Below are 12,104 nucleotides of genomic sequence, written 5' to 3'. Positions count from 1 at the left end.
AAACCCTTCTGTAGCGTCGAAGGAATCGGAGGGCGGCCGAAATGGATTTCATTGAACGAATTTTTGGATTTTCTCCCGACAATGGCTCGGGAACTTTCGAGAGCAGCCTTGTCATTGCGGCCATAGTCCTTGTCGCCGCCGTCTACTTCTACAGAAGACAGGGATCACTGAAGAAATAGCCTCTGGACAACCGGCGGAGACAGGTCCGCCAGGAAAACATTACCGTTGCGTCCTCTCAGCGTGGGAAACACGACATGGCAGGATCTCTGGTCAACCACATCAGAACCGCGGCCTTGCTGTTGTTCGCCGCCGAATTCTGGAAGCGTCTGGCCGCCGGGCTGAAGGTGCTGTTTGCCACGATATGCAGGCTGCTGTGCCGGCTGGCCAAGGGCCAGCGGCTGCCCAGCCCGGCGCAGAACGATTGCTGCATCCAGCTGCCGCCCGACATCTACAAGCGCGCCGATCCTCTTCTCTATGCCCAGTACTATCTGATGGCGCAGGGGCTCGCGGTCACCTGGGACAACCCCGACATCGACATTTTCGACGGCACCCTGCCGGTCAGCGGCGCGCTTCAGCCAGCACATGCATATCGCGTTCGCGTGCGTGTCTGGAACGGGTCCTATGACGCCCCAGCGGTGGGCGTCGGGGTGGCACTGTCCTACCTGTCATTCGGCGCCCAGACCATTTCCCGTCCGATCGCCAACGTCGCCATAAATCTCGGAGCCAAGGGCACGATCGATTGCCCTGCCTATGCCGAGTTCAGTTGGACCACGCCCGCCACCGGCGGCCACTACTGCCTTCAAGCACAGCTTTCCTGGGGCGATGACGCCAACCCCAGCAACAACCTTGGCCAGAAGAACGTCAACATTGCCGAGATGCGCTCACCGGCGAAGTTCGTCTTCAGCGTGCGCAACGAGGCCTCGGTCGTCCGGCGTTTCCAGATCGAGGCGGACTGCTACGCTCTGCCGAAGCTGCGGCCATGTATCCCGCCACGCGGCCAGGGTCGAGACGAGCGCACGGACACCCCACAGCCGCGGCTCGCCGAAAGCAAGGCGCGCTGGGCCGAGGCCCTCGAGGAACAGGCGTATGGCCGGTTTCCCGTGCCGGACGACTGGTCGGTCAGGATCGTCCCAAGAACGCTTTTGCTGCAGCCCCGCCAGCTGACCGAGATCGCTGTCGAAATCGAACCGAAGGACACCGCGTTCCGCGGCTCAAAGACCTTCAACGTCCACGTCTTCACGATCGGCGAGAGTGGATCGCGCACCATGACCGGCGGCGTGACGCTCACCGCCACGAAAGGCTGAGGCGCTCCGATGGCTTACAAGCACTATACGAGCTGCTTTCTCTATCCGGTCGGTGGCAAGCCCTACAACGAGGACGATCGGCTGGCTTTCCTCGCCGGCCAGGCGCTGCAGATCATCGTGATCACCGGGTTGGCGGCCGCCTTCGGCCTGCTGCTGGGGCCGGTCGGTGCGGCACTTGCCGCGGCAATCGCATTTCTGGCGTCCGCCACCGCGACGATCGACAAGGCCGCCGGGGAATGGCTCAACCACCGCCTGGTCTGCCTCGACAAGGACAATCCGAAATGCGCCATCGGCATCGTCTCCTACAATCCGTTCCGCAGCGATCTCGGCGCCTTCGACAACGACCAGTATTTCGACGTCATACTGATGCCGCATCCGACGACCGAAATCCTCAACGCCGAGACCAACGAGGCGGCCTTGGCGGCGGCCAATCGCTACAATGCCGACGGCACCGTCGCGGCGGAATTCGCCGCCAGCGTCGCGGCCCATCCGGCCAACGATATTCTCAATGACGGCTTTCAGGGTCATGAGCTGCTGCTGCCACGCGACGACCTGAAGACGGATCTGGGCTACGCACCGGCCGACGATCATGCCCGCTGGAGCCTGCACTGCGAGGCCGAGGGCGACTTCTGGATCAAGATGCGCCAATGGGCGCCGGCCATCGTCATCCTGCTGACGGCGGCCCTGGTCGTCACGGTGGCCGCGGCGGCCGCCGGCGCCAGTGCCGGAGCGGCTGTCGGCTGCGCCATAGGATCGTTCTTCCTGGGTGCGCTGGGCTGCGCCATCGGCTCGTTCCTGGGAGGATTGCTCGGAGCGGCCATTGGCGGCGCCATCGGCGGAGCGGCATCCTATTTCGGCGGGGTCAAGCCGGTCCTGCAGGGATTGTTCAACTGGAACCCCGGCAATGTCGAGGACGCCAATGTCGGCGACAAGGCGCTCGGCCCCATCAGGATGGGCGATCATGTCGCCGTCCTCGGCGAACATGTCTATGACGGCTACCACAAGGGCTGGCACGAGTTTCATCCGCTGATGGCGGTGGTCAAATTCGATGCGGCCGCCAGTGGCGACGCGAAACACTATCTGCAGTGGGATCCGGACTTTGCCGACACGGGCACGGTTCCGCCCAAGCCGCCGGGCGAGACCACCGACCTGACCGCGCAGGATATCCGTGACGGGCTTGGCAGCGCGGCGTTCCGGACGCGCTGCGACAATCTGCGCAGGACCTGGTGCGCCATGCTGAACGAAGCGTTCGATCCCGAGACCAAACGAACACAGCAGGGGCTGGACCAGCGGTGGACCATTCATCCGATGGTCGATGGCTGCATCCCGCAGGAGCAGCCACCAGCCCCGCATATTGGGTGATGCCATCGGCGTCCGACACGCGAAACCGTGATGATGCCCGTCGTCTTTCAATCTTGACTAGTGCATTCATGAATTGGTACTCGGACGCACCCCAGTGCGGGACAACCCGAGGAGTACCCTTATGAAATCCCCCCTTCTTGCCCTTGCCAGCGTAGCCGCGCTTGCAATCAGCCTCGCCGCTGGTCCGGCGACGGCCGAAGATGCCGGCATCGTCGTCTATAACGCCCAGCATGAAAGCCTGGCGAAGGAATGGGCGGAAGGGTTCACCAAGGAAACGGGGATAAAGGTCACCTTGCGCAACGGCGGTGACAGCGACTTCTCCAACCAGATCGTCGCCGAAGGTGCTGCCTCGCCCGCCGACGTGTTCCTGACGGAAAATTCGCCGGCCATGGTGCTGGTCGAGAATGCCGGCCTGTTCGCGCCGGTCGACGCCGATACGCTGGCTCAAGTCCCGCAAGACTATCAGGCCACCAGCGGCAAATGGGTGGGCGTGGCCGCGCGCAGCACCGTGTTTGCCTATAACACCACCAAGCTCAAGGCAGACCAGCTGCCCAAGTCGATGCTCGATCTCGCCGACCCGAGCTGGAAGGGCCGCTGGGCGGCTTCGCCTTCCGGCGCCGATTTCCAGGCCATCGTGAGCGCTTTGCTGCAGCTCAAGGGCGAGCCCGCCACGGCCGACTGGCTGAAGGCGATGAAGGAGAACTTCACCGCCTACAAGGGCAACAGCACCGTGATGAAGGCGGTCAATGCCGGTGAGATCGAAGGTGGCGTGATCTACCACTACTACTACTTTGGCGATCAGGCCAAGACCGGCGAAAACTCCAAGAACGTCGCGCTGCACTATTTCAAGAACCAGGATCCGGGCGCTTTCGTATCGGTTTCCGGCGGCGGCGTGCTGGCCTCGAGCAAGCATCCGAAGGAAGCCCAGGCCTTCCTGAAATGGGTGACCGGCAAGAACGGCCAGGACGTGCTGAAGAACGGAACCTCCTTCGAATACGCGGTCGGCAAGGGCGCGCAGTCCAATCCGAAGCTGGTGCCACTGGCCGACCTGCAGGCGCCGAAGGTCGATGCCACGACGCTGAACTCCAGGAAGGTCACCGACCTGATGACGGCAGCCGGCTTGCTTTAGTTGCCGTTCTTCCTAATAAGGACGTCAGATCGTGCTCCCGCGGGAATTCACCTTTCGCGGGAGCGTTTTGTTTCGAGATGCATTCGTCCATGACGACACGCTTCGTTCCTGACCGCGACCGTGGTCCCATGATTGCCGCTGCCGCGTCGCAACGGTATGGCGCCTGAACTGATGCAGTCCGCGGTCGATCTCGCGCGTCCCGGCCTGCCGCCCAAGATGCGTCGACGGGCGCAGCGGCGGGCGGCGCCTTGGCTTGTCGCCGCCGCCATATTTGTCTCCCTGCTGGCGCTGCTGCCGCTCGCTTTCATCATCTGGATCGCGGTGCAGACCGGCTGGGAGACGGTCTCGGCACTGGTCTTTCGGCCGCGTGTCGGCGAACTGCTGGTCAACACCGGCCTGCTCGTCCTGCTGGCGGTGCCGATCGCCATCACCTTGTCGGTGACGCTGGCCTGGCTGACGGAACGCAGCGACCTGCCCGGTGCCCGGCTCTGGTCCTGGCTCTGCGTGGCGCCGCTCGCCATCCCCGCTTTCGTGCACTCCTATGCCTGGATCACCCTGGTGCCCGGGCTGCACGGCCTGTGGGCTGGCGTGCTGGTGTCCGTCATCGCCTATTTCCCTTTCCTCTATCTGCCGGTGTCGGCGGCCCTGCGCCGTCTCGATCCCGCTCTCGAGGACGCGGCCGCGGCACTTGGCCATGGACCCTGGCGCGTGTTCTGGCGCGTCGTGCTGCCGCAGCTCAGGCTCGCAATATGCGGCGGCTCGCTGCTGGTCGGCCTGCATCTGCTGGCCGAATATGGTCTCTATGTCTTCATCCGCTTCGACACCTTCACGACCGCGATCGTCGATCAGTTCCAGTCGACCTTCAACGGCCCGGCCGCCAACATGCTGGCCGGCGTGCTGGTGACCTGCTGCTTCGTGCTGCTCGGCCTCGAAGTGCTGGTCCGCGGCGAGGAACGTTATGCCCGTGTCGGCTCGGGTGCCGCGCGATACCAGCAACGAATGAACCTCGGCCGCGCCACCCTGCCCAGCTTGCTGCTGCTCGCCGTCACCACATTGCTGGCGCTTGGCGTTCCGTTCATGACCATCGGGCGCTGGCTCGCCGCCGGCGGCGCCGATGTCTGGCGCTTCGACGAGATCGGCCTGGCACTCGGCCAGACGCTGTTCCTGTCCCTCGCTGGCGCCCTGCTTGCCACTGTCGCGGCCATGCCGATGGCCTGGATCTCTATCCGCGCGCCGGGTCCATTGCAGCGCTTGCTCGAGGGATGCAATTACATCGTCGGCTCGCTGCCGGGCGTCGTCATCGCGCTGGCACTGGTCACCATCACCGTGCGCATCGCACTGCCGCTCTACCAGACCTTGTTCACTATCCTGGTCGCCTATGCACTGATGTTCCTGCCGCGCGCGCTGGTCAGCCTGCGTGCATCGATCGCGCAAGCGCCGGTCGAGCTCGAACGCGCCGCGTCCAGCCTCGGCCGGCGGCCGCTCAATGCGCTGTGGTCGACGACGATCCGCCTGTCGGCGCCCGGTGGGGCGGCCGGCATGGCCCTGGTGGCGCTCGGCATCATGAATGAACTGACCGCGACCCAGATGCTGGCGCCGAACGGCACCCGCACACTGGCCATGGCGTTCTGGTCCTACAGCAGCGAGATCGATTACGCCTCGGCGGCTCCTTACGCCTTCATCATGGTGGCGATGTCGCTGCCCCTGACCTGGCTGCTCTACGTCCAGTCGAAGCGGATGGCAGGACGATGAGCTTTCTCGAACTCGGTAATCTGCACAAGCACTACGGCCCGGTCGCCGCACTGGCCGGCGTCAACCTGAACGTCGCCAGCGGCAGCCGCACGGCGATCGTGGGACCTTCCGGCTGCGGCAAGACGACCTTGCTGCGGCTGATCGCCGGCTTCGAGGCGCCTGACCAAGGCCGCATCGTACTCGACGGCCAGGAGCTGGCCAATGGCGGCGCCGCTGTCCCGGCGCATCGCCGCGGCATCGGCGTGGTGGCGCAGGACGGCGCCCTGTTCCCGCACTTGACCATCTCGGACAACATCGGCTTCGGCATGGCACGGGACGACGACAAGCGCGCCGAGCGCATCGTCGAACTTGCCTACATCGTGGGACTCGACAAGGCGATCCTTAAACGCCGCCCGCACGAGCTCTCCGGCGGCCAGCAGCAGCGCGTGGCGCTAGCCCGGGCCATGGCGATGAAGCCGCGGCTGATGCTGCTCGACGAGCCGTTCTCGGCACTCGACACCGGCCTGCGCGCCTCGATGCGCAAGGCGGTGGCCGAACTTCTGGAGGCGGCCGGCATCACCACCATCCTGGTGACGCACGATCAGGCCGAGGCACTCTCCTTCGCCAGCCAGGTGGCGGTAATGCGCGATGGGAAATTTTCCCAGGTCGGCACGCCGCGCGAGCTCTATCTCAAGCCAAAGGACAGGATGATCGCCGAGTTCCTCGGCGACGCCATCATCCTGCCGGCGAGCATTTCGGGCGGCTTCGCCAGTTCGCCGCTGGGCCGCATCGCCGTCGACGCGCCGGACAGCCGTGATGTCGCCCGCATCATGCTGCGGCCGGAGCAGATCGGCCTGAAACGCACCTCGCGCGAGGGCATGTCGGGCACATCGGACATGCCGTTCGGCGAGGTAACGGAATCGGAGTTCGCCGGCCCGACATGCACGATCGCGGTGCGGCTCCTGAACAATTCCGATCCGCCCGACGCCGCGGCCATCGGCGGCACGCCGCTGATCCTGCGCAAATCCGGCATGGACGCGCCGGCGGTCGGCGAGATCGTGCGGCTGACCGTATCGGGCAAGGCGCACGTCTTCGTTTGAGCCCGACGATTTTAAGCCGCTGAACCCAAGCGAAGTGGCAAGCTCACGCCATGATGCGTTCGCCGGTTTCGGCTGAATAGATCGGCCATTGCTCGATAAAATCGCAACCGTGCACCACCACGCACGCGTTGGCGCTGTCGATGAGGATGACGGCGTAGGACGGCGGCGCTTGTTCGACGATCTCGCTCGATCGCTCGAGGGCGAGCTCGAAGCGGGCATGCAGGCCGCGCTGCGCCGAGAACGGGATGCCGGCAACGGTGCCGGCAATGTCTCGATGGACATGGCCGAAGAAGATATGGCGGACGTTGCCATGGCCCCGCAACAAGTCGAGCAACCGCTCGGGCTGTTGAAGCGCCAGCGGATCGAGTTGAGGCAGGCCGAGCGCGACCGGCGGATGATGCAGGAACACGTAAGCGGGCCGGCCGCCCGACCGTTCCAGCCGGGCTTCGAGCCAGGCAAGCCGCCTCTCGCACAGTTCGCCCTCGATGCGCCCTTCCGCCAGGCAGTCAAGAAACAACAGCACTTCGTTGCCGGTATCGTGGACCGACTGCACGAAGCCGTTTTCGTCGACCGGAACGTCGGGAAACGCGGCGATGAGATTTGCCCGCCGGTCATGGTTGCCCGGCAGCAGCCTGTACGGCACCGACAGCGTGGTCAGGGCAGCGCGCAGATCGGCATAGCTCCGCGGCGCACCGGTCTCCGTCAGGTCGCCGGTGAAGACGCAAAGCGCGGCGTCGGCGTGATGCGCATTGATGTGCGCGATGCACTGATCCAGCCGCTGGTGCAGGTCGGCCCCAAAGCGGCGCTCACCTTGCTGACCAAGATGCACGTCGGTGACCTGGATGATTTTCATGTACGTCTCTTTGGCGGCGCGCGTGCTGGAAATCAAAGCGCTGGCTCTGGCACCGAAGCCTTGAAGACATCGAGACGGGTCCCTGTCTCCGACGAGAAGAAGTGCATGTCGTCAGGCGAGATCTTCAGGCCGACGGTGCTGCCGGGCTCGGGGTGAACGGGCTCCGAGGTCATCACCGAGAACGGCGCGCCGTCGAGGTCGACATAGATCACCCGCCCCGCGCCCAATTCCTCGACCAAGTCGACAGTGGCATCGAGCGCGCCGGCCGTGCCTGGTCCCACCAGCCGGACCGCTTCCGGCCGGATGCCCATCGCCACTTTCGTGCCGACCGGCAGGCCGGCGCGAGCCATCGCCAGGCGCCGGCTGCCGCCGAGCAGCGACAATCCGTCGAGTTCGGCGGTGCCTTCGAGGATGTTCATGGCAGGCGCGCCGACGAAGGTGGCGACGAAGCGGCTGGCCGGGCGGGTGTAGATTTCACCTGGCGTGCCGACCTGTTCGACCCGTCCCCCATTCATCACCACCAGCCGGTCGGCCAATGTCATGGCTTCGACCTGGTCGTGGGTGACGAAGACGGAGGTGGCATTCAGCCGGCGATGCAGCTTGCGGATCTCCGAACGCATCTGCACGCGCAGCTTGGCGTCGAGATTGGACAGAGGCTCGTCGAACAGGAACACCTTCGGCTCGCGGATCATGGCGCGGCCCATGGCGACGCGTTGCCTCTGGCCACCCGAAAGCGCCATCGGCTTGCGGTCGAGCAGTTGCTCGAGTTCCAGTGTGCGGGCCACCGCCTGGATGCGCTGGTTGCGCTCGGCCGAGGGAACACCGGCGACTTTCAGCGAATAGCCGATGTTCTGGGCCACGCTCATATGCGGATAAAGCGCGTAATTCTGGAACACCATGGCGCAGCCGCGCTCGCGCGGCTCGAGTTTGTTGACCACCGTGCCGTCGATGGCGATCGTGCCGTCGGAAATTTCTTCCAGCCCCGCGATCATCCTGAGCAGCGTGGACTTGCCGCAGCCGGACGGCCCGAGAATGACGACGAATTCGCCCGAGGCAAAGTCGAGATCCACGCCGTGCACGACCTGCGTCTTGGCATAGTTCTTCTTGACGCCGCGTATTGCGATGGAGGCCATTTTTTGTCTCCTTGTTACTTCTCGGTGGCGATCAGGCCGCGCACGAACCAGCGCTGCATCAGCACCACGACGATCATCGGCGGCAGCATAATGATGAGAGTACCGGCCATGGCGATATGCCACTCCGGAGTGCCGCCGACATTGGGGATGAGCTGCTTGAGCTCGGTCACCGCCATCGCATGCGACTGGTCGGTGGTGATGAGCAGCGGCCATAGATACTGGTTCCATGCCCACAGGAACATGATGGTCCCGAGCGCCGCCATGTTGTTGCGCGACAGCGGCAACAGGATATCGATGAAGAAGCGCAGTGGCCCGGCGCCATCCATGCGTGCGGCTTCCGTCAATTCGTCCGGCACGGTCAGGAAGAATTGGCGATAAAGGAACGTCCCGGTCGCCGTGGCGACCAGCGGCAGAATTAGGCCGGGATAGGAGTTGAGCAGCCCAACGCTGAGCTGGACCTGCACGCCCGAAACCGTTTCGATCAGCCAGCTCAGGCCGGTCACGTCCAGGATAGCCTGATACGGCTCGAGCACGTTGGCGACCACTGCGTAGGTCGGCACGATGCGCACTTCAAGCGGCAGCATCAGAGTGATGAAGATCAGCCAGAAGATCAGCGTGCGGCCAGGAAATCGGAAATAGACGATCGCGAAGGCCGTCAACGCCGAGACGATCACTTTGCCTGCGGCAACGCCGGTCGCAACGATGAAGCTGTTCAGCAGCTTGGGACCAAGGTCGGCTGTCACCCAGGCGGTCTTGATGTTGATCCAGAAATCGCTACCCGGCAGCAGCGACATCGGCACGTCGTTGACATCCCTGAGATTATGCGAGGCTGCGATTGCCACGATGGCGAACGGCGCCACACAGAAAACGAAGCCGACGAACAAGATCAGGTGCGTGAAAAAATTGAGGAACGGGGTGCGCTCGACCATATCAGTCTCACCTGTAATGGACGCGCCGCTCGATGAAGCGGAACTGGAAAATGGTCAGCACGATGATGAGCAGCATCAGGATGATGCTCTGCGCGGCGGCACCGGAGTAATCGAGGCCTTTGAAGCCGTCGGAGTAGATCTTGTAGACCATCAGATTGGTGGCATTCGCCGGCCCACCGGACGTCATGATGTCGACGATGCCGAAGGAATCCTGGAAGCTTTCCGTGATGTTGATGACAAGCAGGAAGAAGATGGTCGGGGTGATCAGCGGAAACTGGATGTCCCAGAAGCGCCTCATGACACCAGAGCCGTCCATCGCGGCGGCTTCGATCAGGGAACGCGGGATCGCCTGGAACGCGGCGAGGAAGAAGATGAAGTTGTAGCCGACATACTTCCAGGAAAAGGCGATGATGATCGAAGCCATGGCGTCGGCGCCGTCCAGGCCGGGATCCCAGAAGCCGGGCCAGACCTGGTTGACGACGGCCATGAAGCCGGCTTCCGGCGCCAGGATGAAGCGGAATGCCAGCGCCAGGGCGGGCGCGGCGATGCCATAGGGCCAGATCAGCACCACGCGATACAGCCATGAGCCGGCTAGCTGGCGGTCGGTGAGCGCGGCGAGCACGAGCGCGACGAACATCGCAAGCCCGGTGCTGATGCCGGCAAAGACAAGGCTGGCGGTGATCGAGTTCCAGTAATCGGCGTTGGCCAGGATCGAGCGGAAATTGTCGAGACCGACCCAGATGTTGCCGCCGCCCCAGGGCTGCTGCAGCGTCAGCGACCAGTATACGGCCTGGCCGGCAGGCCAGTAGAAGAAGGTGAAGATCAGCAGGAGCTGCGGCACCGCGAAAAGAATGCCGATTGTCCAACTGCCGAAAGTGACGCGTTTTTCCATCGGTCCGCCGTTGCCGCAGGGTGGTCAGCTTAAAGCAAGCGAGAGATTAATAACGAAATGCCCGCCCGTCGACCCAGGCATGATCCCGAAAACTGGAAACCGGTCTTCGGGATCATGCTCAAATGGGTCGGCGGGCGGTCTGGGAAATCCCTGGATCAGGGCAGGGTCTTGCCTGGATATGTCTGCTGGAAGCGGTCGAGGATGGCGTCGCCGTTCTTGACCAGCGTGTCGAGACCTTCCTGCACGGTGAGCTTGTTGGCGAAGATCGCCTGCATCTGGGTGCCGAACTCGGCGCGGATCTGGGTGAAATTGCCCAGGCGGATGCCGCGGGTGATTTCGGTCGGCTCGGAGGCGGTCAGGCTGGCGATCGCGACTTCGCGGCCCTTGTAAGGCGCCTTGTCGTAAAAGCCCTGGCCCTTCATGTAGTCGAAGCCCGACTTGGTCACCGGGATGTAACCGGTGTTGGTCGACCAGAACAGGGCGGTCTTCGGATCATGGATGAAGTTGAGGAACGCGGCCGCGCCCTTGTATTCAGCATCCGACTTGCCCGAGAGAACCCACAGCGATGCGCCGCCGACGAGCGAGTTCTTGCGCTCCGTGCCGGCATAGACGGGCAGTTCGGCGACGTCCCAGTTCATGCCTTCCTTCTGCGTACGGCCAACCGTGCCGTGATCGCCGACCGAGGTCAGGATGACCTGGCAGGTGCCGGTGGCAAAGGCCTGGACCATATCCTGGCCGAGATCCTTCGACTTGATCTTGATCAGGCCGGCATCATACCACTTCTTGAGGTCGGTGACGTACTGCACGAACTTGGTCTTGTTGACTTCGAGGCGGGCGTCGAGGCCGTCATAGCCATTGTTCTTGGTAGCGATCGGCTGGTTGTGAATGGCGGAGAACTGCTCCATCAGCTGCCAGCTTTCATTGGCCGAGATGTTGATCGCCATCGGGCATTCATAGCCGGCGTCCTTCATTGCCTTGAGGTCGGCGCCGACGTCTTCCCAGGTCTTCGGCGCTTCGGTCTTGCCGATCTTGGCGAAGGCGTCCTTGTTCCAGTACATCAACGCCGTAGACGAGTTGAACGGGAAGGACAGCATCTCGCCTTTCGAGGTGGCGTAATAGCGGGCGATGCCTGGGAAATAATCGGCGTAGTCGATCTTGTAGCCGTTTTCTTCCATGAGCTTGTCGGCGGGCTTGTAGGCACCCGACAGCATCATGGTGGCGGTGCCGACGTCATAGACCTGAACGACGGTGGGCTGCTTGCCGGCGCGGAAGGCGGCAATGGTGTTCTGCAAGGTGGCGTCGTAATTGCCCTGGCTGGTGCAGACGACTTCATAGTCCTTCTGCGAGGCGTTGAAGTTCTTGCACAGCGTGTCCACGACCCGGGCGAGATCGCCCGAAAGACCGAACCAGAAATCGAATTTTACCGGTTCCGCGAAGGCAGGCATCGCCAGCGCGGAGCTGAGCACGCCAGCGGCAAGGGCAGCAAAGCCCCGCTTGATGATCGTCATGATTTCTTCCCTCTTGAATGACTGTTGACAAGGGTCTTGCGCAAGTCCTTGCCCGCTCTCTTAGAGAAGGTATGTGACAGTTCTGTTGTGGCTTCCCGGGCCTGTGCACAGCTGGTCTTTCCTCCCCTCCGGCGGCTACAGCGGCATGAAAACGTCACACCGG

Annotated in this window: 10 protein-coding genes; 5 read left to right on the top strand and 5 right to left on the bottom strand. The window is 63.4% G+C overall.

Features of this window, described 5'->3' with window-relative positions; all coding sequences use genetic code 11:
* Positions 1-254: 254 nt before the first annotated feature.
* The 5 genes from FJ943_RS05975 to FJ943_RS05955 all read left to right on the top strand — a co-directional run bounded on the left by FJ943_RS05975 (position 255) and on the right by FJ943_RS05955 (position 6,626).
* Complete coding sequence (locus tag FJ943_RS05975) at positions 255-1,304, top strand: hypothetical protein (protein WP_140720256.1); 1,050 nt, start codon at positions 255-257, stop codon at positions 1,302-1,304.
* Positions 1,305-1,313: 9 nt separating this feature from the next.
* Positions 1,314-2,666 (top strand): hypothetical protein, encoded by a 1,353-nt coding sequence (locus FJ943_RS05970; protein ID WP_140720254.1) that lies wholly within the window; start codon positions 1,314-1,316, stop codon positions 2,664-2,666.
* A 121-nt stretch (positions 2,667-2,787) separates the two neighbouring features.
* The gene (locus FJ943_RS05965; protein WP_015315555.1) at positions 2,788-3,795 is read left to right on the top strand and encodes an iron ABC transporter substrate-binding protein; all 1,008 of its coding nucleotides are present in this window, start codon (positions 2,788-2,790) and stop codon (positions 3,793-3,795) included.
* Between the two features lie 171 nt (positions 3,796-3,966).
* A complete protein-coding gene (locus FJ943_RS05960) occupies positions 3,967-5,547 on the top strand; it encodes an iron ABC transporter permease (RefSeq protein ID WP_181174496.1) in 1,581 nt (526 codons plus the stop codon).
* Entirely contained in the window at positions 5,544-6,626 is a 1,083-nt protein-coding gene (locus tag FJ943_RS05955; protein WP_140720250.1) for an ABC transporter ATP-binding protein, read from the top strand. Before FJ943_RS05960 ends, FJ943_RS05955 begins: the two co-directional genes overlap by 4 nt.
* A gap of 43 nt (positions 6,627-6,669) precedes the next feature.
* Here FJ943_RS05955 and FJ943_RS05950 read toward each other — a convergent pair whose 3' ends face one another.
* The 5 genes from FJ943_RS05950 to FJ943_RS05930 all read right to left on the bottom strand — a co-directional run bounded on the left by FJ943_RS05950 (position 6,670) and on the right by FJ943_RS05930 (position 11,941).
* The gene (locus tag FJ943_RS05950; protein ID WP_140720248.1) at positions 6,670-7,479 is read right to left on the bottom strand and encodes a phosphodiesterase; all 810 of its coding nucleotides are present in this window, start codon (positions 7,477-7,479) and stop codon (positions 6,670-6,672) included.
* Positions 7,480-7,511: 32 nt separating this feature from the next.
* Positions 7,512-8,612 (bottom strand): sn-glycerol-3-phosphate import ATP-binding protein UgpC, encoded by a 1,101-nt coding sequence (locus tag FJ943_RS05945; protein WP_140720246.1) that lies wholly within the window; start codon positions 8,610-8,612, stop codon positions 7,512-7,514.
* Between the two features lie 14 nt (positions 8,613-8,626).
* On the bottom strand, positions 8,627-9,541 hold the full coding sequence (locus tag FJ943_RS05940) for an ABC transporter permease subunit (protein ID WP_140712884.1): 915 nt from the start codon (positions 9,539-9,541) through the stop codon (positions 8,627-8,629).
* A gap of 7 nt (positions 9,542-9,548) precedes the next feature.
* Positions 9,549-10,433, bottom strand: coding sequence for a sugar ABC transporter permease (locus FJ943_RS05935; RefSeq protein ID WP_015315549.1), 885 nt, complete (start codon positions 10,431-10,433; stop codon positions 9,549-9,551).
* Between the two features lie 155 nt (positions 10,434-10,588).
* Entirely contained in the window at positions 10,589-11,941 is a 1,353-nt protein-coding gene (locus tag FJ943_RS05930) for an extracellular solute-binding protein (protein ID WP_140720244.1), read from the bottom strand.
* Positions 11,942-12,104 lie beyond the last annotated feature (163 nt).

The organism is Mesorhizobium sp. B2-3-10, from assembly GCF_006442275.1.
In the GTDB taxonomy this organism is placed as follows: domain Bacteria; phylum Pseudomonadota; class Alphaproteobacteria; order Rhizobiales; family Rhizobiaceae; genus Mesorhizobium; species Mesorhizobium australicum.
The sequence above is the reverse complement of the archived record's forward strand: the minus strand, read 5'-3'. Positions and strand labels throughout refer to the sequence as shown.

Excerpts from the sequence above, each read along its gene's own strand:
- FJ943_RS05960 (WP_181174496.1), top strand. The coding sequence starts at position 3,967 with ATGCAGTCCGCGGTCGATCTCGCGCGTCCCGGCCTGCCGCCCAAGATG.
- FJ943_RS05975 (WP_140720256.1), top strand. The coding sequence starts at position 255 with ATGGCAGGATCTCTGGTCAACCACATCAGAACCGCGGCCTTGCTGTTG.
- FJ943_RS05955 (WP_140720250.1), top strand. The coding sequence starts at position 5,544 with ATGAGCTTTCTCGAACTCGGTAATCTGCACAAGCACTACGGCCCGGTC.
- FJ943_RS05940 (WP_140712884.1), bottom strand. The coding sequence starts at position 9,541 with ATGGTCGAGCGCACCCCGTTCCTCAATTTTTTCACGCACCTGATCTTG.
- FJ943_RS05935 (WP_015315549.1), bottom strand. The coding sequence starts at position 10,433 with ATGGAAAAACGCGTCACTTTCGGCAGTTGGACAATCGGCATTCTTTTC.
- FJ943_RS05945 (WP_140720246.1), bottom strand. The coding sequence starts at position 8,612 with ATGGCCTCCATCGCAATACGCGGCGTCAAGAAGAACTATGCCAAGACG.
- FJ943_RS05930 (WP_140720244.1), bottom strand. The coding sequence starts at position 11,941 with ATGACGATCATCAAGCGGGGCTTTGCTGCCCTTGCCGCTGGCGTGCTC.
- FJ943_RS05970 (WP_140720254.1), top strand. The coding sequence starts at position 1,314 with ATGGCTTACAAGCACTATACGAGCTGCTTTCTCTATCCGGTCGGTGGC.
- FJ943_RS05950 (WP_140720248.1), bottom strand. The coding sequence starts at position 7,479 with ATGAAAATCATCCAGGTCACCGACGTGCATCTTGGTCAGCAAGGTGAG.
- FJ943_RS05965 (WP_015315555.1), top strand. The coding sequence starts at position 2,788 with ATGAAATCCCCCCTTCTTGCCCTTGCCAGCGTAGCCGCGCTTGCAATC.